Genomic DNA, 23,218 nt, shown 5'->3' on the forward strand with positions numbered 1-23,218 from the left:
TCCGAGACTAACGCTGTCGGTGTGACTTTCGGTTGGAAAGCCTCGCGAAGACGCGGAGCAGTGGTTGATCGCGGCGGCGCCGGATTTCGTTTACACCAAGGTCCGTATACCCCCTCTCAGCGTGGTTTCACCAAGGGGAACGGCAGCGTCTCGCGGATGCTGCGCCCGGTGATCAACATGACCACCCGGTCGACGCCCATGCCGAGACCACCGGTGGGCGGCATGGCGTGCTCGAGCGCCTGCAGGAAGTCCTCGTCGAGTTCCATCGCCTCCGGGTCACCGCCCGCGGCGAGCATCGACTGCTCGGTGAGTCTGCGCCGCTGTTCGACCGGGTCGGTGAGTTCGCTGTAGGCGGTGCCGAGTTCGACGCCCCAGGCCACGAGATCCCAGCGCTCGGTGACGCCGTCGATGCTGCGGTGCGAGCGGGTCAGCGGGGAGACCGAGGTGGGGAAGTCGAGGTAGAACGTCGGGTCGGTGGTCTGCGACTCCACCAGATGCTCGTACATCTCCAGCACCACCGCGCCCTCGTCCCAGCTGTGCTGGTAGGCGATGCCCGCCTCGTCGCACAGCTCGCGCAGGCGCGAGAGCTCGGTGCGCGGGGTGATCTCGGTGCCGATCGCCTCCGAGACCGCGCCGTGCACCGTCTTGACCCGCCACTCGCCGGAGATGTCGACCTCGTCGAAACCGCCGTCGTCGTTCGGGCGCAGCGCCACCTCGGCGCCGTTGGCCGCCATCGCCGCGTCCTGGATCAGCCGACGGCACAGATGCATCATCCGCAGGTAATCGCTGTGCGCCTCATAGGCTTCCAGGATCGTGAACTCGGGGTTGTGGCTGAAGTCGACGCCCTCGTTGCGAAAGGTCCGGCCGAGCTCGAACACCTTCTCCATGCCGCCGACGCACAGCCGTTTGAGGTAGAGCTCGGGCGCGATGCGCAGGTAGAGGTCCAGGTCGTAGGCGTTGATGTGGGTGCGGAACGGTGTCGCGTTGGCGCCGCCGTGCACCTGTTGCAGGATCGGCGTCTCGACCTCGAGGAAGCCCCAGGTGAACAGCGAGTCGCGCAGCGAATGCAGCACCGCGCTGCGCTTGCCCATCACCTCGCGGGTCTCCGGGTTGATCGCCATGTCGACGTAGCGCTGCCGCACCTTGGCCTCGGAATCGGCCAGGCCGCGCCACTTGTCGGGCAGCGGGTGCAGGCACTTGCCGTTCATCCGCCAGTCCTGGGCGAGCAGCGACAGCTCACCGCTGCGGCTGGTCCCGAGCTGGCCGCTCACCTCGATGAGATCGCCTAGGTCGAAGAACTCGGTGAATTCGGCGCTGCGGTCGGCGCCGACCCGTTCGCGGTCGACGACGAGCTGGATCTCGCCGGTCCAGTCCCGGACGACGGCGAAGATCACGCCGCCGAAGTCGCGGATGCGCAGGATCCTGCCCGCGATCCGGACCGTCGTGCCCCTGGGGCATTCCCTGGCCGCGGCGATGGTGTGCGTCGGCGGGTAGGCGACGGGGTAGGAGTCGATGCCTGCGGTGGTGAGCCGGTTGAGTTTGTCCATGCGCACGCGCACCTGTTCGGGCCTGCGCGGACCCTGCTCGGCCTCTTCGCCTTCCGGCGCCTCGGGCGGGCTGCCGTCGGCGTGCAGGCCGGCGATGCCCGCGGGCATCGCCGGGCGGGTGCCGGTGTGCACGGTCGCGTCGGGTTCCTTGCCGAGGCGCGGCAGGAAGCCCTCGGCCAGGCCGCTTGCCGTCGCCACCCGCGGCAGCTGCCTGCGTTCCTCGAACAGGAAGAACCGCGGCACCCAGCGCGGGTGGTACTTCACGTTCGACCGGTACAGCGCCTCGAGCTGCCACCAGCGCGAGAAGAACAGCAGCACCCCGCGCCACGCCCGCAGGATCGGGCCGGCGCCGATCCGGCCGCCCTCCTCGAACACCGAACGGAACACCGCGAAGTTCAGCGAGATCTTGGTGATGCCGTACTGATCGGAGTTCAGCGCGAGCTGCGAGATCATCAGCTCCATCACGCCGTTGGGGCTCTGCGGATCGCGGCGCATCAGTTCCAGCGAGACGCCGCTGCGGCCCCACGGGACGAACGAGAGCATGGCGTGCACCCGGTCGTCGTGATCGACGGCCTCCACCAGCAGGCAGTCGCCGTCGAGCGGGTCGCCGAGGCGGCCCAGCGCCATCGAGAAGCCGCGTTCGGTCTCGGTGTCGCGCCAGGCGTCGGCGCGGGCGACGATGTCGGCGAACTCGGCGGCGGGGATGTCGTGGTGCCTGCGCACGCGCACGCCGAAGCCGTTTTTGCGCAGCCGGTTCGCGGCCTGGCGCACCTGTTTCATCTCCGGCCCGGCCAGCGAGAACGTGCGGGTGTCGAGGATCGCCTCGTCGCCGAGGCGCAGCGCCGAGAGCCCGGCATGGCGGTACGCGGTCGCGCCGAGCTCGCTCGCGCCCATCACCGCGGGCGCCCAGCCGAACCGGTCGGCCTGCTCGAGCCACGCCTTGATCGCCTGCGGCCAGGCCTGTTTCGGCCCGATCGGATCGCCACTGGCCAGGCAGACGCCCAGCTCGACGCGATAGGTGATGGCCGCCTTGCCGTTCGGCGCGAACACCACCGCCTTGTCCCGGCGGGTGGCGAAATAGCCCAGCGAGTCCTCGACATCGCTCGCGGCGAGCAGACCGCGGATCGCCGACTCGTCCAGGCCGGTCATCGCGTTGTCGGCGCGCTGGGAACGCAGCAGCACCGCCACGGCGGCCAGCAGCGCGATCGCGCCGAACAGGCCGAGCAGGAAGTTCACCCACGAAGGCGGGTGCCCGTCGAAGTGCTCGTTGTCGACCAGCACCGCCGCGGTGACCCGGTAGACCGCCCACAGCGGCCGCTGCGCGCCCGCGGGCAGCGAGCCGGGCGCGAGCTCCACCAGCCCCCAGCCGACCAGGCAGCCCAGCGCCAGGCCCGCGACCAGCACGCCGAGCGCCTTCCAGAGCGCACCCGGCCTGACCCGCGTGTAGAACTCCAACCGCGCCGCGATCAGGATCCCGATCACGACGACGTGCACGACGAAGGCGACCAGCGCGTCGACGTCGTCCGCGGAGAAGAAATCCAGGATGTTGGTCACCGCGTAGAGCAGCAGGTAGACGACGAGCAGCAACCACGCGACCCGTTTGCGCGCGGCCAGCGCCCCGGCCAGCAGGCCGACGACCAGCGCCCACACCAGACTCGTGTCGGGTGCGTCGAAGTAGTAGGTGTCGACATAGTGCCGCGGCGCCTGTGTCAGGTGGCGCAGCGAGGGCGAGAGGCTCCACAGAAAGCACAGGACCGCGAAGACACCGAGGACCAGCCCGGTGATGTGCGGTACCTCGGCCAGCCTGCCCCGCCCGCGGTGCGGAACGGCGGCGCGGTCCGGCGGGGCCTCGACGGTGGGATGCTGCTCGGCCTGCGTGGGGGTCACCGATCCAGTGTGCGTCCATCCGGGCCGGATCGGTGTCGCGGTCGCTGCGGCGTGTTCGTCACCGTGGCCGTTGCGGGGCCGGTTGCGACGCGAATTTCCTGGGCGGGTAATAATTTGCCCATGTCGGAACCAGTGGATGTGCCGATCGATGACGATGTCATCAAGCTCGGGCAATTCTTGAAACTGGCCAACCTGATCGATTCGGGTTCCGAGGCCAAGATGGTGATCGCCCAGGGCCTGGTCCGGGTCAACGACGAGGTGGAGCTGCGCCGCGGCAGGCAGCTACAGGTCGGCGATGTCGTCGTGCTGGCCGGGCACAAGGTGCGGGTGTCCGGGAACTAGCCCGAACACCCGCGAGGAGTGCCTCAGTCCTCGGCGCGGACCACGACGCCGTCGTGGTCGCTGTAGACCATCTCGCCGGGCACGAAGGTGACGCCGCCGAACTCGATGGTGACGTCCTTTTCGCCGCTGCCGGTCTGGGTGCTCTTGCGCGGGTTGGTGCCCAGCGCCTTCACCCCGATGTCGAGGGTGCTCAGGATCGCCGAGTCGCGCACCGCGCCGTTGACGATCACGCCCGCCCAGCCGTTGTCGACGCCACGGCCGGCGATGATGTCGCCGACCAGGGCGGTGTGCACGCTCGCGCCGCCGTCGACGACGAGGACCTTGCCCTCGCCCGGCTCGCTCAGGGTCTGCTTGACCAGCAGGTTGTCCTGGAAGCAACGGATCGTGGTGATCCGTCCGGCGAACGCGGCCCGGCCACCGAACTGGATGAACTGGGTGTCGCAGCTGCGGATCTCGGGGCCGATCTCATCGGCCAGATCGGCGGTGGCCACAACATTCGCTGATTCGGTCATGGCCTGCATTCTGTCAGGCACCCTCGAGGTGCGCTTTGGCGATCTCGCGGACCAGGTTGTCGGTGGTGTGCTTGACCGCGATCTTCACGAACGGCTCGATCGTCTTACCGAGCATCTTGCCCGCGATGCCGCCGGGCACGAAGTACTCGATGGTCGCGTCGACGGTGCACAGCGCCTCGCCCTTGGGATAGAAGTGGAACGTCGAGATGATCTCGAATCCCTTGATCGACTTGATGCCGATCACGCGCCCCTTCTCCCACTTCACGACCTCGACCCTGGACTTGAGCGCCGCGGGGCCGAGCTTCATGTGGCCGTCGAAGGTCGCGCCGAGCCCGTCGGTCTGGTCGGTGACCGGGACGAAGGATTCGATGCCGTACAGGAAATGCGGCAGATTGCGGTAGTCGTTGACATACTCGAACGCCGTGTCGGCGGATGCGGCGCAGTCTTCGACGATCCTCACTTCGGTCATATCGGCCACTTTATCGGTCCCCGGCGACCGATCCGACTACGCGGTGACCGATCTGGCTACGCGGTGACCGCCAGCGTCGCGGCCAGGCCGAGCGCTACGGCCATCACCGTCACCTCGATCGCGGCGTTGCGCAGCGAGATGTCGGCGGTGACCCGATGCTCGCCCGCCCGGTGCACCCAGCTGCGCCGCCACCACCAGCCAAGGCCGATCAGCGCGCACAGGACGGTGAACTTCGCCAGCAGGATCCGGCCGTATCCGCTCGTCCACAGCGGTTCGATGCCGCCGATGCGGACCAGCCCGTCGATCAGGCCGGTCGCCGCGATCACGAGCACCAGCGGCGCGGCCAGCGCCGAATAGCGCGGCAGCGTCGCCGCCCAGTCACTCCTGGTGCGCAGGATCAGCGCCATCGCCAGCAGCAGCCCGAACCAGCACGCCGCGGCCAGCGCGTGCGCCGCGGCAAGCACCGAACCGAGCATCTGCTGGGACATGTGCCCGGTGATCGGGCGCAGGGCCAGCGCGACAGCGGCGAACACAAGCACCAGATCGGCCGAGGCCGCGTCGGGCCTGCGGAAGGCCAGTGCCGCGTAGCAGGCGATCGCGCCGGTGCAGAACAGGATCGCGATGCCGATCTGGCCGCCGCTGAGCCGGCCGAGGAACGTGGCGAACTCGCCCGCGCCGAGCTCGGTCACCGGAACGCCGACGATCCCGGCCGCCTCCCACACCAGTACGGTGAACTCCGCGGCGAACCAGGCGCCGGCCAGCGCGGCCACCGGCCGCCAGGCCACGTGCAGCCGCTCGTTGAGCCGGGGGAGTGCCGCCAGCCCGAATACCACCGCACCCGCGCCGTCGGCGACGACGCGCGCGAACGCCGCACCGGGGAAACCACCCTCGCTGCGCAATCCCCACGCCAGCGCCACCCCGGCCAGGGCCGCCACCACGACCGGCACCAGGACCCGCCACTGCCGCAGCGTCGTACCGGATACCCGGCGCCCGGTCGTCATGGATGGCTACTTCTTGCGGCCGGCGCGGCCACCGAGCAGCGCCACCGCGAGGCCGGCGCCGAACAGCACGACGCCACCGGCGATGAACACCCACACGGGCACCCCGCCGGAGTCGCCGCCGCCGTCGGCCTTGTCCTCACCAGGGCGCGGGCCCGGGGTACCGGTGCCGGCCTTGCTCAGCGTGAAATGCCGTGTCCCGCTGACGGGATGGCCGTCCGCCGAGGTCACCCGGAACGCGAGGGTGTACTCACCGACCGGGCCGAGCTCGCCCAATTCCACACTGACGGTGCGGCCTTCGACGAGCGCCTTGCCCTTCGACCACAGCCTGCCGTCCGGGCCGACCACGGTCAGCGACGGAAAGTTCTGCTGCAGTTCCTCGTTGAAGGTGATGCTGGCGCGCGCGGGCCCGACCTCGATGGTCGACCCGTCCTCGGGCACGCTGCTCACGGCACCGGAGTGCGCGCTCGCGACTCCGGCCGCCGCGAATACGGCGAGCAGTCCGGCGATCAGGACGGCGAGCACCCGGCGCGCCATGCGCCGCCGCGACGACCTGTTGATGTCGGCGACGAGTCGGTCGCCCGGAACATCGCCGCGCGGCCCATCCGACGGACGTGCGGGCTCGGCGGAACTGATGATCGTGTTCGCCTGTCGGCAGTGATCGACGCGCATCACGACCGCCGTGAACGGAAGACGAGGCCGAGTCCCAGGGCGGCCGCGAACAGGCCGAGCGCGAGCCCGATGCCGCCGAGCCAGCGGGCCACCGAATCGGTACCCGCCTCGGGGGTTTCGGCGGAAGCGACCTGGTGATCGCCCCCCTCGGCGCCACCCTTGGCGCTCAGGGTGAGCGAGGGGGCCGGGTGTTCGGGTTCGGCGCCGCCGGTGTTCGGCTGATCCCAGGCGACGACCTTGCCGTCGCTGTAGGTCTGCTGGGCGGGGAAGTTCACCGTGTCCTGGGTAGGCAGCGGGCCGAGCGAGAGCACGAATCGCTGGAACTGGCCAGGTCCGACGCCCGCGTTGCCCGGGTCGGCGGTCCAGGCGACGGCGACCGTCTCACCCTTGTCGTTGCGCTCGACCTTCGCGGTCCAGCCCGGCATCGGTTCGGTGCGCACGCTTTTCAGGTTCGGCACGATGATTCGCAGCCCGGTGGTGGACGCGGTGTCGGATTCGGTCGGCACCTTGAACGTGGCGACGGTGTACTTGCCCTGCGCGGCGCCGGGGGCGTCGACGGTCACGTGCGCGGCCGCCGAACCGCAGGCGGCGAGCACCAGCCCGGCCGCGAGCGCGGCGGTGCCGGTACCGCGGGTGAGGAAGTTCTGCATGGAATTGCCTTCTGTCCGAAGAGTTCTGAGGTCGTCTGGATCAGGCGAACAGTGGCGGTGCGCGGGGACGGCGCACACCCTTCGGACGGTCGCCACGAGCGGTGGCGACGGTGGCAGACCAGCGGACAGCGCGATGCGGGATCGGGAGCGAGGGCGCGGTGAGCACCGCCCGAACTACGCTCGACGCAGCGAGACAGAGCCGCTCGGCAACGAGAATCAGTGCGGCACAGGCGAAGGCCGCGAGGAAGTGGGCGGTGACCATCGGGGCGCTGGGCAGATGCAGCACATCGAAGGCATTGTCGTGATGATCCATCGTGCCGGTGAGGGCGAAATGGCCTGCCCACTGGCCGCCGATCAGCGCCGATCCCGCGCGCACAGACGGGGCAGCCGCGAAAATTCGTACGGCGCGAGTAATCCGACCGCGGTGTGCGCCCGCAGCCATGTATCGACACAACGACGAACCTGGCCGCGCCACAGTCGCGCCAGGTCCGACCATGGAACTCGGTCGCGCCGCAGCGTGTTCAGTGCCGTAGCCACTGGCGAAGGCCCCCGCGCCCAGCGAAACCAGCAGCAGCAGTGCGATTTCCGCCGACCGCGGCACCCCACCACCACCGAGTCCGTGCGCGGCGACCGCCAGCGCACCGACGAGTACGCCGCAGCCACCACCGCGTAGGCGGGCGGTGAGCTGCGGCGTGGTCACGGCACGGTTCAGCGCACGCCCAGGCGGGCGAGCGCGTCGGTCTCCAGCACGGAGAGCTCGGCCGAGATGGAGGCGTGCACGGCCTTGCGGCGCGCGGCGGGCATCTGCTCGGCGGTGTTCACCGCGACGGTCAGGTCGGTCAGCCGGGACCGGGCGGCGTCGACGAACTTCTTTGTGTCGGCGTCGCCGGGGGCGTCGGCCGCGACCTTGTTCAGCGCGGTCTCGGTGTTGGTGATGCGGGCCTGCAGGCGGGCGCCGTGGCCGCTGAACTCGCCGAGCTGGTCCAGGCCGATGCCGAGCTGCTGTGCCTTGCGGGCGTCGAGCTGGCCGCGCAGGTAGGTCGCGCCGCGGTAGGCCAGCGGCGTGAGCACCGGGACCAGCACGCGGGCGACGCCGATGTACTTGCGGATCTGGGCCGCGCTGAACAGTTCGCGGTCGGCCTTGGCCGCCAGCTTCTCGGCGGCCTTCTCCTCGGCGTGCAGGGTCGCGATCTGCGCCTTGGCCACCTTGGCCTCGGTCTTGGCCTGTGCTTTGGCCGCGCGACGGTTGGTGCGCTCGCTCGCCTTGGCGGCCTTGCGCTCGTTCTTGGCGCCGAGCTTCGCCTCCACCGCGGCTTTGTGCTTGAGCGCCTTCGCCTCAGCGCGTCGGCTCGGGCGCCGCTTGCGCTTGCTGAACAACCCCATGAGATCAGGCCCTCCGTCATGCTCGCCAAGTCATGAGGCAGTGCCGGGGTAGCGGCCTGCCGTACTTCGTAGCGTAGTGGGATGAGGGTAGCGATTGGGCATTGTGTCGGGGGGAAGGACCATACTGCTTGCGTGCGTGCAGCCGAGGACGACTTCGACGGTGGGCCGGTGCTTCGCCCGGTCCCCGCTTCCGCTGCGCGCGATCGAGGTGCCGATCTCGGGGTCGTCGAGTCCCGGATCGCTTTCCTGGACGCGCGCTCGCTGATCGGCTGCAGGCATCGCCTGCGCCTGGACGCCGAGCATCCGGACATGATCGCCGAGGTCCGCGAAGACCCGGGTGTGCAGCAGCGTCGCGAAGCCGCCACCGCCCATCGCACCAAGGTCCGCGACGAACTGGTCGCGGCCGCCCCCGCCGACTGGGTGGTGATCGACCCGCGGCTGCGTGCCGGGGAGAAGGCCGCGGCGACCATGGCCGCGATGGAGGCGGGCGCACCCCGGATCTGGGGCGGCCTGCTGCCTCAAGAGCCCGACACCGGCCGTCGCGGCGGCGCCGAGTTCCTGCTGCGTGACGACGACCGCGGCGGTTATATCCCGATCATCGTGGTCAACCACAAGGTCACCGACCCGCGCCGGCCCGATCCGGCCGATTTCCACCCGCTGACCTCGGACCTGTTCCGCTGGCAGCCCCGCCGCGACAAGCACGTGAAGCTGCGCCCGCAACCGCGCGACCAGCAGCGTCTCGCGCATCTGTACCGGATGCTGCAGCGCCACGGCATGGCCAGCCCCGCCCTGGTCGGCGGCGCGATCGGCCTGGCCTTCGACCGCATCCTCGTGCACGACCTGACCAATGTCCTCGCCGACTACGACCAGCGCTACGGCGACCGCATCGCGGTGGTGCGCGGCGAGCTGCCGACGCAGCCGTCGAAGGTGCCCGAGTGCAGGCAGTGCCCCTGGTGGGTGCGTGGCCCCGACGGCAATCCCAGTTGCGAGGGGCAGCTGGCGCTGATGCGTGACGTCAGCCTGGTCGCGCCGGGTTCGCGGGCCGAGGTGCTGCGCGTGCACGGCGTGCAGACCGTCGACGAGCTGGCCGCGTGGGAAGGCGAGGAACCCGACGACTGGCAGCACGGCCCGTTCTCCGAGACGGTGGTCACCGCCCGCGCCTGGATCGCCGGCGCCCCGCTGGTCCGCCGCTTCGACACGGTGAGCGTGCGCCGCGCCGACGTCGAGGTCGATGTCGACCTGGAGAGCTACCAGGAGGACGGCGCCTACCTGTGGGGCACCCTGCTCGACGGCGTCTACCGCCCGTTCGTCACCTGGGACCCGCTGCCCACCGAGGACGAGGGCCGCTCCTTCGGCGAGTTCTGGACCTGGCTGATGCGGGTGCGCGCCGACGCCCACGCCGCGGGCAAGACCTTCGCCGCCTACTGCTACTCCCGCACCGCCGAGGACAAGTGGCTCTACGAGTCGGCCCGCCGCTTCGCGGGCAAGCCCGGCGTCCCGACCACCGAGCAAGTCCGCGCCTTCGTCGACTCCCCCGAATGGGTCGACATGTTCCAGGCTGTCACCGACCAATTCATCTGCCCGAACGGCAAGGGCCTCAAGAAGATCGCCCCGGTCGCCGGCTTCGGCTGGCGCGACCCGGAAGCAGGCGGCGAGGCATCCATGGGCTGGTACCGCCGCGCCGTCGGCTACGACGCCGACCCCGACCTGTCCCAGCGCATCCGCCTGTTCGAATACAACGAAGACGACGTCCGGGCAACGCAGGTGCTGCGCGACTGGATGTCACAGCGGGCAGTCGACGAGGTTCCCTCGCTGTCCGACTTCGGGCGCGGTGCGACCGGCGGGCCCGAAGGCGGTAGCGGAGCGTAACCACGCAGGGTCCTCGGGAGCACCGCAGAGCGCACAGTAATACGATCGGTGTCGTGACAGAGCACGTCGAAACCCTCGAGTTCCAGGCCGAAACGCACCAGCTCCTGGAGCTGATGATCCACTCGGTCTACTCCAACAAAGACACGTTCCTGCGGGAGCTGATCTCGAACGCTTCCGACGCACTGGACAAGCTGAAGCTGGCCTCGTTCCAGGACAAGGATCTGGTCGCCGACACCTCCGACCTGCACATCGAGCTGGAGGTCGACCGGGACAAGCGCGTCCTGACCGTCCGAGACAACGGCATCGGCATGTCCCGCGCCGAGGTGATCGACCTGATCGGCACCCTCGCCAAGTCCGGTACCGCCGAGCTGCGCCGCAAGCTGATCGAGGTCAAGTCCGATGCCGCGGCCGAGGAGCTGATCGGCCAGTTCGGCATCGGCTTCTACTCGACCTTCATGGTCGCCGACCGCGTCGTCCTCACCACCCGCAAGGCGGGCGAGACCGAGGGCACCCGCTGGGAGGCCGCGGCGGGCAGCTCCAGCTACACGATCGACACCGTCGCCGACGCGCCGCAGGGCACCGCGGTGACCCTCGAGCTCAAGCCCGCCGACGAGGACGATCACCTCTTCGATTACACGCAGGAATGGAAGCTGCGCGAGATCGTCCGCAAGTACTCCGACTTCATCGCCTGGCCGATCCGCATGCAGGTCGAGCGCACGGTGATGGAGGGCGAGGGCGAGGACAAGGTCGAGAAGACCGTCGTCGAGGACCAGACCCTCAACTCGCAGAAGGCGCTGTGGACGCGCCCGCGCAGCGAGGTCTCCGACGAGGAGTACAAGGAGTTCTACCACCACGTCAGCCACGCCTGGGACGAGCCGCTCGAGATCATCCCGATGAAGGCCGAGGGCACCTTCGAGTATCAGGCGCTGCTGTTCATCCCGTCGATCGCGCCGTTCGACCTGTTCACCCGTGAGCACAAGCGCGGCGTGCAGCTCTATGTGCGCCGGGTGTTCATCATGGACAACTGCGAAGAGCTGATGCCGGAGTACCTGCGCTTCGTCAAGGGTGTGGTGGATGCCCAGGACCTCTCGCTCAATGTCTCCCGCGAGATCCTGCAGCAGGACCGTCAGATCCAGATGATCCGCAAGCGCCTGGTCAAGAAGGTGCTGTCGACGGTCAAGGACATGCAGGGCGCCGAGGATCAGACCAAGTACCAGACCTTCTGGGCGCAGTTCGGCCGGGTCCTCAAGGAGGGCCTGCTCTCCGACACCGACAACCGCGAAACCCTGCTCACCGTTTCCTCTTTCGCCTCCACCGCCTCGGAGTCCGAGCTCACCACGCTCGCGCAGTACGTCGAGCGGATGCCGGACGGCCAGGACGCGATCTACTACATGACCGGTGAAAGCCGTGCGCAGGTGGAGAACTCGCCGCACCTGGAGGCGTTCAAGGCCAAGGGCCTCGAGGTGCTGGTGCTGACCGATCCGGTCGACGAGATGTGGGTCGGCTCGGTGCCGGAGTTCGACGGCAAGAAGTTCCAGTCCATCGCCAAGGGCGAGGTCGACCTCGAGACCGAGGACGAGAAGAAGGAGACCGAGGCGCTGCGCGAGCAGCAGGACAAGGATTTCGCCGACCTGCTCACCTGGCTCGGCAAGACCCTCGACGAGGTGGCCAAGGAGGTGCGCCTGACCAACCGGCTCACCACCTCCCCGGCCTGTCTGGTCGGTGACGTCTACGACTTCACCCCGATGCTCGAGCGCATGTACCGCGCCTCGGGCCAGGCGCTGCCGGAATCCAAGCGCATCCTCGAGCTCAACCCGACCCACCCGCTGGTCACCGGCCTGCGCGACGCCTACGACGCCCGCAAGTCCGACGCCGACGAGGGCAAGGTGCCCGAGCTCGCCGAGACCGCCGAACTGCTCTACGGCACCGCGGTTCTCGCCGAGGGCGGCGAGCTGAAGGACCCGGCACGGTTCGCCCAGCTGCTGACCGAGCGACTGACCCGCACGGTCTGATTGCCTGTGCAGAACTGCCCGTTGTCGATGTCGGCAGCGGGCAGTTTCTGTTCCCCGCGTTTCCGTGCCGACGGCGCCGGTTGGGTTCACCATGGAGACATGGCTGGGCACGAGATCCGGCGGGCACGGCCCGACGACTACGACGATCTGATCGGCGTGGTCGACAACTGGTGGGGCAGAACAGTCGTGCACAACCTGCCGCGGCTGTTCCTCGACCACTTCCACCGCACCAGCCTGATCGCGACCGACGAGGACGGAATCTCCGGTTTCCTGGTGGGTTTCGGCTCGCCCTCGGATGCCGACGCGGCCTACATCCACTTCGTCGCCGTCCGGCCCGACGCGCGCAAGGTCGGCCTCGGCCGCACCCTCTACGACGAGTTCTTCGAGATAGTCAGGGCCGACGGCCGAAAAGTGGTCACCGCCATCACCTCCCCGGCCAATTTCACCTCGATCGATTTCCACCGCAGCCTCGGCTTCACCGTCACCGGCCCGGTCGCCGACTACAACGGCCCCGGCCGGTCGCTGATCACCTTCGAGCGGAAGCTCTGACCCCCGCCTCGCGCGAATTCCGTAGTCTGGTCACGTTATTGACGACTTGCTGAGAGGAACGACCGCGTATGTCGGAGGGGACGCCGGTCACGGCACAACCGTGGGATCTGGTGGCCGAGGGCTACGCCGAAGCGGCGGCGACCGTCCTCGGCCCGTTCGCGGCGCACGCACTCGAGTACGTCGGTCTCGAAAAGGATTCCGAGATCGTCGACGTCGCCGCGGGCACCGGGCTGCTCAGCCTGGCCGCCGCCGAACTGGGTGCGCGAGTACACGCCATCGACCTCTCGGCGCCGATGATCGAACACCTCACGGCGGCAGCCGAAATCTCCGGGCACACCACGGTCACCGCGCAGGTGGGCGACGGCCAGGACCTGCCCTACGAGGATGCGAGTTTCGACGCCGGATTCTCCCTGTTCGGCCTCATGTTCTTCCCCGACCGCCCGAAGGGCTTCGCCGAACTCCGGCGCGTGCTGCGGCCGGGCGCCACGGCCGTGGTCACCGCCTGGGCACCCGCCGTCGACTCCTCGCTCATGCGCGCGCTGTTCGGTGCCCTGACGGCAGGTGACCCGAACGCCGCACTGCCGCAACCGGATGCGCGCAGCCTGGAGAACCCCGCGGTCTTCGAAGCCGAGATGCGGGCGGCAGGGTTCGACGAGGTGACGATCCGCAGCCACACGGTCGAGGTGTGCTTCCCCAGCGCGGAAGCCCTGTGGGACACCATGACCCGCAGCAGCGCCCCGCTGACCGTGCTCAGACACGAAGTGGGCGAAGAGGAATGGCAGCGCCGGACCGACGCGGCCGTCGAACGCCTCACCGTCACCTACCGCGCGAACACCCCACTGCACACCACCGCCCTGTTCGGCGTCGGCGCGGTACCCGCGTCCTGACACGGCGACGGCGCCCTGTCCACGCGGGGGACAGGGCGCCGTCGACCGGTGATTGCTTCTTACCGCGGCGCCATGCGCAGCGCGCCGTCCATGCGGATGGTCTCGCCGTTGAGGTAGTCGTGGCTGGCGATGTACTCGACCAGCTGGGCGTACTCGTCCGGACGGCCGAGGCGCGACGGGAAAGGCACACCGGCCTCGAGGCCCTTGCGGTACTCCTCGGTGACGCCGGCCAGCATCGGGGTGTCGATGATGCCGGGGGCGATGGTGTTCACGCGGATACCGAACTGCGCCAGGTCACGCGCGGCCGGAACGGTCATGCCGTGCACGCCACCCTTGGACGCCGAGTACGCGATCTGGCCGATCTGGCCCTCGAACGCGGCGACCGAGGCGGTGTTGATGACAACGCCGCGCTGGCCGTACTCGTCGACCGGCTCGGTCTTCGCGATGGCGTCGGCGGCCAGGCGCATCACGTTGAACGTGCCGAGCAGGTTCACGGTGATGACGGTGCGGAACAGCTCCAGGTCGTGCGGGCCGTTCTTGGACAGGATGCGACCCGCCCAGCCGACACCGGCACAGTTGACCACGATGCGCAGCGGCGCCGGGCCCTCGGTGATCTGGGCGATGGCGGCGGCGACCTCGTCGTTGCTGGTCACATCGGCCGCGATCAGGGTGACCCCGGCCGGGACGTTGTCGCCCGCGCGCTCGATGGACGCCGGGACGTCAAGGCCGAAGACGGTGGCGCCCGCGTCGGCGAGACGCTTGGCGGTGGCGGCACCGAGGCCGGATGCGCCTCCGGTGACGATGGCGGCGGAACCCGAAATCTCCACGATGGTCCTCTCGTTCGTGACAGCCAGTTGGCACTTCGTCAATTGCACCCTAGCGGGTTACGGTGAGGCGCACATCACCCCTACCGCCGCGTTGGATCCGCTGCGGAAAATACCAGCGAACAGCCCTGTTTTCCGGTGGTAACGTGCCTTCATGAGATCGTTCTCCGGTCCGTCGGTGGCAGGACGCAAGGTCCTGATCACCGGGGCAGCTCGCGGGATCGGCGCCGCACTGGCCAGGAAGCTGGCCGCGCGGGGCGCCCACGTCGCCCTGCTCGGGCTGGAACCGGAACTGCTGGCCGAGGTGGCCGCCGAATGCGGTGACGCGCCGTGGCGCTACTGCGATGTCGCCGATCGCGCCCAGGTCGAGCGGGTGGTCGAGGCGCTGGTCGCCGAGCTCGGCGGCCTGGACGTGCTCGTCGCCAACGCGGGCATCGCCAAGCAGATGGCGATGATCGGCGGCGATCCCTCGGTGCTGGAGGAGACCCTCGCCGTGAATGTGCTCGGCGTCGCCTACGCCGTGCAGGCCGCCGGTCCGCATCTTGCCCGCCCCGGTGGGTATGTCCTGATGATGTCCTCGATCTCCACGGCCGTGCAGTTGCCGCTGGCGGGCGCGTACAGCGCGTCGGCGGCGGCCGTCGAGTCGCTGGCAGGCACGCTGCGCTGCGAGCTGCGCCCGACCGGCGCGCGCGTCGGCATCAGCTACTTCGCCGAGATCGACACCGACATGACCAGTCGCGGCTTCGGCACGGCCGCGGCGCACACCGGTCTGGGCGAGACCAGCCTGACCGGTGTCTCCCCGATCGGTCCCGCCGTCGACGCGCTGGAACGGGCGATCGCGCGCAGGCGCAAGTCCGTCGTCTCACCCTGGTGGGTCTCGCTCGTCCTGCCGGTGCGACCCTTGGCACAGCTGCTGGTGCAGCGGTTGCTCGGCAAGCGGGTCGCCCGCGCGATCGAGATCGCGCGCACCGAGGACGTCCCCTTCACCACCACCCAGCCTGCCCGACCACGCAGAATGGAACGACGATGACCGATTCGGCACCCACCCTGCGCCAGCTCCCGCGCGGTCGGCATCATCTCTCGCGCGAAGAAGTGGTCGCCTCCCAGCGGGAACGCATCCTCGTCGCGATGGGGGAGGCGATGACCGAGGGTGGCTACGTCGGCACGCCGGTGGCCGCCGTGCTCAAACGGGCCGGGGTATCGCGCGAGACGTTCTACGAGCTGTTCCGCTCCAAGGAGGACTGCTTCGCCGCCGCCTTCGACCGGGTCTCGGCCCTGCTGGCCGAGCGGCTGCAGGGCGTGATCGCCGAAACCGCCGACGCCGACGCGTTCACCAGGATGGACCGCATCCTCACCGCCTACTTCGACCACATGATCGACGACCCGGCCTCGGCCCGGCTGTTCCTGGTGGAGGTGTACGCGGTCGGGCCGTCGGCGATCGAGGCGCGGATGGCCTTGCAGAGCCGGTTCGTCGCGGTGGTGGCGGCGATGCTCGGCGCCCAGACCGCCGAGCAGCAGTTCGCCTGCGCGACCCTGGCCGCCGCGATCGGCGCCATGGTCACCGGCAAGATCGCCGGCGACGATCTGGACGGCCTGCGCGCGCTGAAGGAGCCGCTGATCGACCTGGCCCGCCGCTCGGGTTCGGTCTACGGCACCGCGTTCGCCGGCTGATCCGGCACCGCCACGTCCCGGCGCGGCCGGTAGAACCGCCACGCGCCGATACCGAGGCCGACCACGACCGGGACGAGCAGCGCCAGGCCCGTGGAACCCCAGCCGCTGAGGCCGGAGACGAACGCGTCGAGCACCGTCTTCGTGGCGAAGAACAGGAACAGCAGGCCGGAGGCGAACGCGATGCCGCGTTCGGGCAGGTGCTTACCCGCCAGCTTGCCGACCAGAATCGCCAGGCCACCGGCGGCGACCATGCCGATGGTCGAGCCGATCCAGACCGCGAGCCAGCCGTTCTTCGAGGCCAGCGCGGCGGCGGCGAACATGGTGCGGTCGCCGAGCTCGGCGAGCATGAAGGCGGAGATCACGACGAGGAAGGCGTTGCGGGTGCTCGGCGGCGGGGCGTCCTCGGCCTCCTCGGCGGAGCCCAGCGCGTCGCGCAGCGTCCACAGGCCGACGACCAGCAGCGTGAGCGCGGTGACGACGGCGATGGCGTTCGCGGGCAGCGCGGTACCGAGGAAATGGCCGACACCGGCGGCGATGAGATTGACGGCCACGCTGGCGACGCTGATCCCGGCCAGCACCACCCACCAGCGATAGCGCAACGAGAACGTCAGCGCCATCAGCTGCGATTTGTCGCCCAGCTCGGCGAGGAACAGCACGCCGAAGCTCAGCAAGATCGTGGCGATCATGAAGGTCAGCTCCCAGGTGGAATACTCCGGCCTGTGGCTGAAGAAACGGGTGCGCCTCCAGCCACACCGGTCAACGGATCGGTTTGTGGCCGAAGGTCTCGCCCACCGGTGGTAACCGGTTCGCGCAGCCGGACCGCGCCGAATGTGGCGCCGATCAGTATGTCGACTGGGCGATTGCGGGCTACTCCCCTTCGCTGCTGTCCACCCTAGTCCGATTGCTACCGGTATGCCAACTCTGTGTCGTCGAAATCGCAATGGGCGCAGTAAGTTTGGCGATGCGGCCGCGATAGTTCGGTTTCCCTGATCTACGCGTGCCGGACGGCCGTTGCCGGGTATTCGCCAGGCCTGGCCGGTGAAAGTCTCAGGCGGCCAGCAACATCGCGAGGACGGCGGTATCGGGATCGCTGATCAGATCCATCCCGACCCGGCTCACCAGTGAGGTGACGGTCCCGTCGAGCTCGGCCTCGGCCCACGCCGCGCGATGCTCGAGACCCAGATGCGGCACGCCGGGCAGCAGCACGCAGCCCGAGGCCGCGCCCACGCATTCGGGCAACGACGGCCGGGTCTCCGACGGTGGATGCAGCATCAGCAGCGCGGGCGGCACGTGATCGGCGAACCGGCCCGGCGCGACCGCCTCCTCGCCGAGCACCGGCCCCTCCGCCAGCACCAGGCCGACGGTGCCAGGCTCCGGATCGTCGGGCAACTCCTCGCGCACGCCGAACACGGTCGAGGTGACCAGCAGGCCGGGCATCGAGGCGACCCGGACCGCGAGCACCAGCACCTGCGCCCATTCCTTGGTGGTATCCGGCCACCGGCCCGACACCACGAATCCCTGCAGATGACCGCGCGCCTGGAACGGCGTGATCCCGATCGGACCGTGCGTCGTCATGATGGCCTCCCGAACATCCGGGGCGGCGATGCCCGTATACAACAGGAATAGCCCTGAACCCATCTGGCACACAAGTACCACTGAGTGCCAGGAATACGGTCAATCCACGCAAAAGACCGCTAGCCCGCCTCTCCGCGACTCTTGCCGGTCGTCGGGTGCCATCTGAGTATCGACCGGGCTGTCAGTCGGGTGCAGCGCGAGCTCTGGGCGTGCCCGGCGAGTTACCCATGTTCGTGCGAAATCAGGCGGGACAGCGAAGGCCCCCCGACAGCGTCGAGGGGCCTTGCGTCTGCTCAGGCAGCTCAGCCGAAGATGAGGCCCTTGCCCTGGGTGACTGCGCGAGCGAAGCGCTCCTGCACGTCGGCCCAGTTGACGACGTTCCAGAACGCGGTCACGTAGTCGGCCTTGACGTTCTTGTACTGCAGGTAGAAGGCGTGCTCCCACATGTCGACCTGCAGCAGCGGGATGATGCCGATCGGCACATTGGCCTGCTGGTCGTACAGCTGGAAGGTCAGCAGCTTCTGGCCGAGGGTGTCGTAACCCAGGACGGCCCAGCCGGAGCCCTGCAGGCCGTTCGCGGCAGCGGTGAACTGCGCGCGGAACTTGTCGAACGAACCGAACTGGTCGTCGAGCGCGGCGGCCAGGTCACCGACCGGCTTGTCGCCACCGTTGGGCGAGAGGTTCTTCCACCAGATGGAGTGGTTGGTGTGGCCACCCAGGTGGAACGCCAGGTTCTTCTCGTTCAGGAAGATGGCGGCGTGGTCGCCGGCCTCACGGGCGGCTTCCAGCTTCTCCAGTGCCGCGTTGGCGCCGGCGACGTAGGCGGCGTGGTGCTTGGTGAAGTGGATCTCGTTGATCTGTCCGGAGATGTGCGGCTCCAGCGCGCTGAAGTCCCAATCGAGTTCGGGCAGTGTGTAGACGGCCACGATGTCCCTTTCCGTGTGTCGGGCTGTGTGCGCCCATTCGGTCGAGCACACCAACCATCATTCGTACACCCGCTCGCTGCAACCTCAGGCGTGCGGTCCCTCATTCCCGGGAAGGAGCGGGTGGTGCCGAATCGGCCCGGATTACAGCGGAGGGGCGACGTCGGCCTTGGATGCCCTGGCGTCACCGGAATCGTGTGCGGCCCACCAGCGGCGACCGCCTTCGATGAACTCCGCCATGGGGATTTCCTTGCCACCGAGGTCGGTGACGGTGATCTTGTCGAACCAGACGCGGACATCGAGTTCCCGCGGATCGATGCCCTCCTCCTGGGAGAACTCGATGACGTGCGCGGCGATGCGCTGATCGAGCACCGTGTCGAAGCTGAGCAGCTCGCTCCACAGGGTCCAGCCGCTGTCGTCGAGATCGATGAATTCCCAGCCGTGCAGCCCGCCGCCGCCGAAGCTCTCGATCGCTTCGTCGAGTTGGTCGAGGGTCAGCGGGAGGACCCTGGCCTCGATGTCGTCCCAGCGCTGGATGCGCAGGGAAGCGGCGACCCGGGTGACTCCGGTGAAGGTGAGCAGGACTTTCGCCTCGGTCGGCGCCGGTCCGTCGGCGGGTAGCGTCAGCACCTCGAGAGCGAGTTGCAGCCGCCCCGCCGTGGCGTCCACCTCTACTCCGAGACAGGTTGATTCGGACAAAGCGGTATTCAGGCCGTTGATGTCGAAACTGTCGAGTAGCCCCCTGCTCACGTTCATGCGCTCAGGCTACCGATCTGGCCGCCCAGATCCCAGGATTTAGGATTTTCTCTAGTGATGTCGTTTTTATGGAACCGAAATGGCCCGGCTCGCGTCCAAGTAGATGTCGGGACCGATGTAACCGCGGAATCCCGACGTCAGCGGCGAACGGCCGCTCCGGGATGACATGGAGGGGAGTCCCGGATCGGCCGTTTCGCCGACTGACTTCCCCCGTTCCACGTCGGTTGATAGCCCACGCCTCACGATTGTGTGCTGACCGATAGCTGAGTCCTGTGGATCAAGTTGTGGATTCTGTGGATAACCCCCATCCATCCACAGACCGCGCACAGCGTCGCCCCCCGTCGCTTCCGGCATGGCAGGATCGAGACGTGACGAGCTCCGATGTCCCCACGGTGCCGGTGGGTGCGGTACCCGCCGCGTTCGACAACGCCGAGCCGGTGCCCGGCGCCCAGCTGCTCGACGTGCGCGAACCCGACGAGTGGGGGCTCGGCCACGCGCCGGGCGCGATCCACATCCCGATGGTCGACGTGCCGGCCAGGATCGACGAGATCGACATCGACGCCGAGGTCTACGTCGTGTGCAGGCAGGGCGGGCGCTCGATCGAGGTCGTGAAGTACCTGGCCCACATCGGATACGAGGCAGTGAACGTCGCGGGGGGAATGGTGGCCTGGCAGCAGACCGGCCGCCCGGTGGTCGCCGACGGCGAGCACGAAGCCAAGATCTACTAGTCCGGAACGGGGTGCGCGGGTGAGTTCGGTGGTGCAACCATGTGCACGCTGTGGCGCGCGGTGGGCCGTGCAGGGCGCGCCGATGCACTGGTGCCCGCGCTGCCGTGGCGTGCTGCTGTCGCCGGGCAAGGTCGACGCGCCCGCCTCCCAGCGCAACTACCGCTGGGTCGCGCGCAGGCCGGATCACCGCATCCGCAAGGCCGGGGCGCCGGCCACGTCCGCACCGCTCGGCCCGACCCCGCGCTACACCGAGATTCCGCGCTGGGGCCTGCTCGATCCGCCGCCCGCGCCCGGTCGCGCGCCGGAGCGGCCGCTGCGTGGCATCGCGGCCAACCGAGATCTCCTGCTTGTCGTCACCGCGCTGGCCTTCCTGGTCGCGGCCTTCGCCGAATACGGCCGGTACCTGATCCTGCTGCGCAATCGGACCACCCTCATCCCCAGCTGGCTGCTGTGGATCTCCGACATGTCGGTGTGGGTGTTCGGCGTCATCGCGCCGCTGTGTGCCCTCACCACCGCGCTCGCGCTGGTCGCGTGGCTGATCGAAGCGCGTCGCGCGCGGTTCGCCGCGCAGGGCAGGCGCGATCCGCGGCGCCGGTGGTCGCTGATCCTCGGCTGCCTGGTGCCCGGCGTGAACCTGATCTGGCCTGGCGTCTTCCTCACCGAGCTGCTCGGGCCCGCAGCCGATCCGCGTGCCCTGCGGGCCGTGCGGATCTGGTGGGCGGCCTGGGTGCTCAGCGGCCTGATCCTCGTCGGCGCGACGCTGTGGCGTGACGCGTCGACCCTGCAGGCCGAGGCGGACGGTGTCTCCTTCACCGCATTCAGCAACCTGTGCGCGGCCGGGTTCGCGGTGCTCACGCTGTGGACGGTCCGCCAGCTCGAAGGCCGCGACCTGCGTGGCGCGCCGCGCACAGCGCACCGCTGGGTGATGGCCGCCGATCCCGCCGAGGTCGTCATCGCCCCGGTCCAGCCCGGAGTGCCGGGGACCGGGCAGGATGAGGTTGAACGCGCGAATCCCGCCGAAACAGGCGAGAATACGCAGGAGGAGGTTGTGGCCAAGTGAGCCAGGGCAATCGCGCGCCATTCGTTGTCGCGCACCGTGGTGCGTCTGCGGCGCGCCCCGAGCACACCCTCGCCGCCTACGAGCTGGCGCTCGAGCAGGGTGCCGACGGTGTCGAGTGCGACGTCCGGCTGACCCGCGACGGGCACCTGGTCTGCGTGCACGACCGCACTGTCGACCGCACCTCCGACGCCACCGGCCTGGTCAGCGAACTGACCCTGGCCGAACTGCGCGACATGAACTTCGGCACCGAGGACGCGCCGTCCGGTGTCCTTGCCCTCAGCGATCTGATCGGCCTCGTGCTCGATTGGCGCAGCAGGCCGACCAAGCTGTTCATCGAGACCAAGCACCCCGTGCGCTACGGCGCGCTGGTGGAGAACAAGGTGCTCGCCGAACTCCAGCGTTTCGGGATCGCCACGCCCGCCTCGGCCGACCACTCCCGCGCGGTGGTGATGTCGTTCGCCGCGACCGCGGTCTGGCGGATCCGCCGCGCCGCCCCGCTGCTGCCCACAGTGCTGCTGGGCGAATCCTCGCGCTTCCTCGGTGGTGGCGCCGCGACCACCGTCGGCGCGACCGCCGTCGGCCCGTCGGTGAAGACGCTGCGCGAGCATCCCGAACTCGTCGACAAGGCCGCCGCGGCGGGCCGCGCCACCTACTGCTGGACCGTCGACGATCCCGACGACGTGAAATTGTGCGCCGACCTCGGCGTCAGCTGGGTCGCCACGAATCACCCCGGCCGCACCAAGGCACTGCTCGCCGGCGTGTGAGTTTTCCGCCGGGTCGCGCGCAACGACATCGCCTCCCGGCCATAAACTCTCGCCGTGGGTAAAAGCAAGCGGAACAGTCCGAAGCCCGACAGTAATCGGGCTCAGCGTCTCGCCGAGCGGCGTGCGGCGCAGGAGCAGGCATCTGCGGCCCCGACGCGGCCGTTCGAGGGGCTTGCTGCCGAATGTGATCTGGTGGCGCTGCGGGAGTTCGTGCCGTCGGCGACCGCGACCTTGAAGCTGGTGCCCGGTGTCGCCGCCGAGCGCTCGGTGACGCTGGCGACGGTGCTGCCCGGTGCGGTGGCCGCGCTGGTCCGCGCCGGCGACGAGCCGGTCGGCTTCGTCGGCACGCAGATGCAGCACCAGGGCACCGACCCGTCGGCCGATATCGCCGCGGCGATCCTGTGGACGCAGTCCGCCGAGCCCGGTGAGTCGCTGAACTCGGCCGAGTCCGTCGAGGGCGGTCCGCGCCTGGCCGACGTCATCGATCCGGGCGCCGACCTGGAGCTCACCGTGCACCAGGACTTCGACTGGTGGGTGCCGGAGGGCGTGACCCCCGATCCGCAGGTGGCGGCGACGATCGAGCAGGCCAAGCAGGCCATCATGCCGTCGGCGCGCCTGGACCTGGGCGGCGACGGTGTCGGCGCGGCCTGGTGGGTCGACGCGGGCGAGAAGGCGCATGTGCGCTGGGTGCGTCCCGAGGACGAGGACAAGCTGATGCTGGCGCTGGCTCGCGTGCACGCCAGCGGTGGTCTGCACATGGGCGAGGGCTCGCGCTTCGCCGGTTCGTTCCGTACGCACGGCCTGCTGGTGCCGGTGTTCGATCTCGATCCCGAGCGGCACCCGACCGAGTGGGAGGCGCCCGCCCGCGAGTTCGGTGCGCGGCTGGCCGAGGCGCTGGCCTCGGATGCCCCGATGACGGGCGAGGAGCGTCGTTCGCGCGACGGCCTGCGTTCGCGCCAGGTCACCCTGCGCTGAACTAAATGAAATAAGCCTCTTTCACTTGCCGGGGTCGGCTAGGTTCGCGCCTACGCCGGCCAATCGGCGAAGAGGAAAGAGGCACCAATGGAATTTCTGGGTTCTGTCGCCGGTCTCGCTCAGATGGTGATCGGCACCATTCTCGCCAATACCGGCTCGGGTGGT

Annotated in this window: 24 protein-coding genes; 11 read left to right on the forward strand and 13 right to left on the reverse strand. The window is 69.1% G+C overall.

What is annotated here, in order from left to right; all coding sequences use genetic code 11:
* Positions 1-116 precede the first annotated feature (116 nt).
* Positions 117-3,434, reverse strand: coding sequence for a bifunctional lysylphosphatidylglycerol synthetase/lysine--tRNA ligase LysX (gene lysX, locus IEY60_RS22780; protein ID WP_189031881.1), 3,318 nt, complete (start codon positions 3,432-3,434; stop codon positions 117-119).
* Between the two features lie 120 nt (positions 3,435-3,554).
* On the opposite strand from lysX, the gene IEY60_RS22785 reads away from it, so the two are divergent.
* The gene (locus IEY60_RS22785) at positions 3,555-3,776 is read left to right on the forward strand and encodes an RNA-binding S4 domain-containing protein (protein WP_189031883.1); all 222 of its coding nucleotides are present in this window, start codon (positions 3,555-3,557) and stop codon (positions 3,774-3,776) included.
* 23 nt (positions 3,777-3,799) lie between these two features.
* On the opposite strand, the gene rraA is transcribed toward IEY60_RS22785, so the two are convergent.
* The 7 genes from rraA to IEY60_RS22820 form a co-directional block, all read right to left on the reverse strand.
* Positions 3,800-4,288, reverse strand: a complete 489-nt coding sequence (gene rraA / locus IEY60_RS22790; protein ID WP_189031885.1) for a ribonuclease E activity regulator RraA — start codon at positions 4,286-4,288, stop codon at positions 3,800-3,802.
* A gap of 13 nt (positions 4,289-4,301) precedes the next feature.
* A complete protein-coding gene (locus IEY60_RS22795; protein ID WP_189031886.1) occupies positions 4,302-4,757 on the reverse strand; it encodes an SRPBCC family protein in 456 nt (151 codons plus the stop codon).
* Positions 4,758-4,813: 56 nt separating this feature from the next.
* Positions 4,814-5,758, reverse strand: a complete 945-nt coding sequence (locus IEY60_RS22800; protein ID WP_189031888.1) for a CopD family protein — start codon at positions 5,756-5,758, stop codon at positions 4,814-4,816.
* Positions 5,759-5,764: 6 nt separating this feature from the next.
* On the reverse strand, positions 5,765-6,292 hold the full coding sequence (locus tag IEY60_RS22805) for a copper resistance CopC family protein (RefSeq protein ID WP_189032497.1): 528 nt from the start codon (positions 6,290-6,292) through the stop codon (positions 5,765-5,767).
* Between the two features lie 134 nt (positions 6,293-6,426).
* The gene (locus tag IEY60_RS22810; protein ID WP_189031890.1) at positions 6,427-7,077 is read right to left on the reverse strand and encodes a YcnI family copper-binding membrane protein; all 651 of its coding nucleotides are present in this window, start codon (positions 7,075-7,077) and stop codon (positions 6,427-6,429) included.
* Between the two features lie 40 nt (positions 7,078-7,117).
* Complete coding sequence (locus IEY60_RS22815) at positions 7,118-7,777, reverse strand: hypothetical protein (RefSeq protein WP_189031892.1); 660 nt, start codon at positions 7,775-7,777, stop codon at positions 7,118-7,120.
* Between the two features lie 8 nt (positions 7,778-7,785).
* A complete protein-coding gene (locus IEY60_RS22820) occupies positions 7,786-8,460 on the reverse strand; it encodes a DUF6474 family protein (protein WP_189031894.1) in 675 nt (224 codons plus the stop codon).
* A gap of 237 nt (positions 8,461-8,697) precedes the next feature.
* On the opposite strand from IEY60_RS22820, the gene IEY60_RS22825 reads away from it, so the two are divergent.
* The 4 genes from IEY60_RS22825 to IEY60_RS22840 all read left to right on the forward strand — a co-directional run bounded on the left by IEY60_RS22825 (position 8,698) and on the right by IEY60_RS22840 (position 13,777).
* The gene (locus IEY60_RS22825; protein ID WP_189032499.1) at positions 8,698-10,329 is read left to right on the forward strand and encodes a TM0106 family RecB-like putative nuclease; all 1,632 of its coding nucleotides are present in this window, start codon (positions 8,698-8,700) and stop codon (positions 10,327-10,329) included.
* Positions 10,330-10,382: 53 nt separating this feature from the next.
* A complete protein-coding gene (htpG, locus tag IEY60_RS22830; RefSeq protein WP_189031896.1) occupies positions 10,383-12,341 on the forward strand; it encodes a molecular chaperone HtpG in 1,959 nt (652 codons plus the stop codon).
* Positions 12,342-12,440: 99 nt separating this feature from the next.
* Complete coding sequence (locus IEY60_RS22835) at positions 12,441-12,890, forward strand: GNAT family N-acetyltransferase (RefSeq protein ID WP_189031898.1); 450 nt, start codon at positions 12,441-12,443, stop codon at positions 12,888-12,890.
* Between the two features lie 68 nt (positions 12,891-12,958).
* On the forward strand, positions 12,959-13,777 hold the full coding sequence (locus tag IEY60_RS22840) for a class I SAM-dependent methyltransferase (protein ID WP_229740042.1): 819 nt from the start codon (positions 12,959-12,961) through the stop codon (positions 13,775-13,777).
* Between the two features lie 59 nt (positions 13,778-13,836).
* On the opposite strand, the gene IEY60_RS22845 is transcribed toward IEY60_RS22840, so the two are convergent.
* On the reverse strand, positions 13,837-14,604 hold the full coding sequence (locus tag IEY60_RS22845; RefSeq protein WP_189031900.1) for an SDR family NAD(P)-dependent oxidoreductase: 768 nt from the start codon (positions 14,602-14,604) through the stop codon (positions 13,837-13,839).
* Between the two features lie 151 nt (positions 14,605-14,755).
* On the opposite strand from IEY60_RS22845, the gene IEY60_RS22850 reads away from it, so the two are divergent.
* Positions 14,756-15,631, forward strand: coding sequence for an SDR family NAD(P)-dependent oxidoreductase (locus IEY60_RS22850; protein ID WP_189031910.1), 876 nt, complete (start codon positions 14,756-14,758; stop codon positions 15,629-15,631).
* The gene (locus IEY60_RS22855; RefSeq protein ID WP_189031913.1) at positions 15,628-16,272 is read left to right on the forward strand and encodes a TetR/AcrR family transcriptional regulator; all 645 of its coding nucleotides are present in this window, start codon (positions 15,628-15,630) and stop codon (positions 16,270-16,272) included. The genes IEY60_RS22850 and IEY60_RS22855 overlap by 4 nt, the downstream gene beginning before the upstream one ends.
* Here the strand turns inward: IEY60_RS22855 and IEY60_RS22860 are convergent.
* The 4 genes from IEY60_RS22860 to IEY60_RS22875 all read right to left on the reverse strand — a co-directional run bounded on the left by IEY60_RS22860 (position 16,248) and on the right by IEY60_RS22875 (position 19,526).
* Entirely contained in the window at positions 16,248-16,958 is a 711-nt protein-coding gene (locus IEY60_RS22860) for a TMEM165/GDT1 family protein (protein ID WP_189031915.1), read from the reverse strand. The genes IEY60_RS22855 and IEY60_RS22860 overlap by 25 nt on opposite strands.
* Positions 16,959-17,319: 361 nt before the next feature.
* Positions 17,320-17,847 (reverse strand): peptidase, encoded by a 528-nt coding sequence (locus IEY60_RS22865; RefSeq protein WP_189031917.1) that lies wholly within the window; start codon positions 17,845-17,847, stop codon positions 17,320-17,322.
* A 302-nt stretch (positions 17,848-18,149) separates the two neighbouring features.
* Positions 18,150-18,773, reverse strand: coding sequence for a superoxide dismutase (locus tag IEY60_RS22870; RefSeq protein WP_189031919.1), 624 nt, complete (start codon positions 18,771-18,773; stop codon positions 18,150-18,152).
* Between the two features lie 141 nt (positions 18,774-18,914).
* A complete protein-coding gene (locus IEY60_RS22875) occupies positions 18,915-19,526 on the reverse strand; it encodes a hypothetical protein (protein ID WP_189031921.1) in 612 nt (203 codons plus the stop codon).
* Positions 19,527-19,894: 368 nt separating this feature from the next.
* Between IEY60_RS22875 and IEY60_RS22880 the strand changes: the two genes are divergently transcribed.
* The 4 genes from IEY60_RS22880 to IEY60_RS22895 are packed head-to-tail and all read left to right on the forward strand — an operon-like array spanning position 19,895 to position 23,053.
* Positions 19,895-20,254 carry a rhodanese-like domain-containing protein gene (locus IEY60_RS22880; RefSeq protein ID WP_189031923.1) on the forward strand — a complete coding sequence of 120 codons (360 nt, stop codon included), beginning with the start codon at positions 19,895-19,897 and terminating at the stop codon, positions 20,252-20,254.
* 19 nt (positions 20,255-20,273) lie between these two features.
* A complete protein-coding gene (locus IEY60_RS22885) occupies positions 20,274-21,314 on the forward strand; it encodes a DUF4328 domain-containing protein (protein WP_189031925.1) in 1,041 nt (346 codons plus the stop codon).
* Positions 21,311-22,078, forward strand: a complete 768-nt coding sequence (locus IEY60_RS22890; RefSeq protein WP_189031927.1) for a glycerophosphodiester phosphodiesterase — start codon at positions 21,311-21,313, stop codon at positions 22,076-22,078. Before IEY60_RS22885 ends, IEY60_RS22890 begins: the two co-directional genes overlap by 4 nt.
* 54 nt (positions 22,079-22,132) lie before the next feature.
* Complete coding sequence (locus IEY60_RS22895; protein WP_189031929.1) at positions 22,133-23,053, forward strand: DUF5926 family protein; 921 nt, start codon at positions 22,133-22,135, stop codon at positions 23,051-23,053.
* Positions 23,054-23,218 lie beyond the last annotated feature (165 nt).

This window comes from Nocardia rhizosphaerihabitans (assembly GCF_014646295.1).
GTDB lineage: Bacteria > Actinomycetota > Actinomycetes > Mycobacteriales > Mycobacteriaceae > Nocardia > Nocardia rhizosphaerihabitans.

What these genes read in the sequence shown, in the direction of transcription:
- IEY60_RS22785 (WP_189031883.1), top strand. Translation starts at nt 3,555, where the DNA reads ATGTCGGAACCAGTGGATGTGCCGATCGATGACGATGTCATCAAGCTC.
- rraA (WP_189031885.1), bottom strand. Translation starts at nt 4,288, where the DNA reads ATGACCGAATCAGCGAATGTTGTGGCCACCGCCGATCTGGCCGATGAG.
- IEY60_RS22795 (WP_189031886.1), bottom strand. Translation starts at nt 4,757, where the DNA reads ATGACCGAAGTGAGGATCGTCGAAGACTGCGCCGCATCCGCCGACACG.
- IEY60_RS22800 (WP_189031888.1), bottom strand. Translation starts at nt 5,758, where the DNA reads ATGACGACCGGGCGCCGGGTATCCGGTACGACGCTGCGGCAGTGGCGG.
- IEY60_RS22805 (WP_189032497.1), bottom strand. Translation starts at nt 6,292, where the DNA reads ATGGCGCGCCGGGTGCTCGCCGTCCTGATCGCCGGACTGCTCGCCGTA.
- IEY60_RS22810 (WP_189031890.1), bottom strand. Translation starts at nt 7,077, where the DNA reads ATGCAGAACTTCCTCACCCGCGGTACCGGCACCGCCGCGCTCGCGGCC.
- IEY60_RS22820 (WP_189031894.1), bottom strand. Translation starts at nt 8,460, where the DNA reads ATGGGGTTGTTCAGCAAGCGCAAGCGGCGCCCGAGCCGACGCGCTGAG.
- IEY60_RS22835 (WP_189031898.1), top strand. Translation starts at nt 12,441, where the DNA reads ATGGCTGGGCACGAGATCCGGCGGGCACGGCCCGACGACTACGACGAT.
- IEY60_RS22840 (WP_229740042.1), top strand. Translation starts at nt 12,959, where the DNA reads ATGTCGGAGGGGACGCCGGTCACGGCACAACCGTGGGATCTGGTGGCC.
- IEY60_RS22850 (WP_189031910.1), top strand. Translation starts at nt 14,756, where the DNA reads ATGAGATCGTTCTCCGGTCCGTCGGTGGCAGGACGCAAGGTCCTGATC.
- IEY60_RS22855 (WP_189031913.1), top strand. Translation starts at nt 15,628, where the DNA reads ATGACCGATTCGGCACCCACCCTGCGCCAGCTCCCGCGCGGTCGGCAT.
- IEY60_RS22860 (WP_189031915.1), bottom strand. Translation starts at nt 16,958, where the DNA reads ATGATCGCCACGATCTTGCTGAGCTTCGGCGTGCTGTTCCTCGCCGAG.
- IEY60_RS22865 (WP_189031917.1), bottom strand. Translation starts at nt 17,847, where the DNA reads ATGACGACGCACGGTCCGATCGGGATCACGCCGTTCCAGGCGCGCGGT.
- IEY60_RS22875 (WP_189031921.1), bottom strand. Translation starts at nt 19,526, where the DNA reads ATGAACGTGAGCAGGGGGCTACTCGACAGTTTCGACATCAACGGCCTG.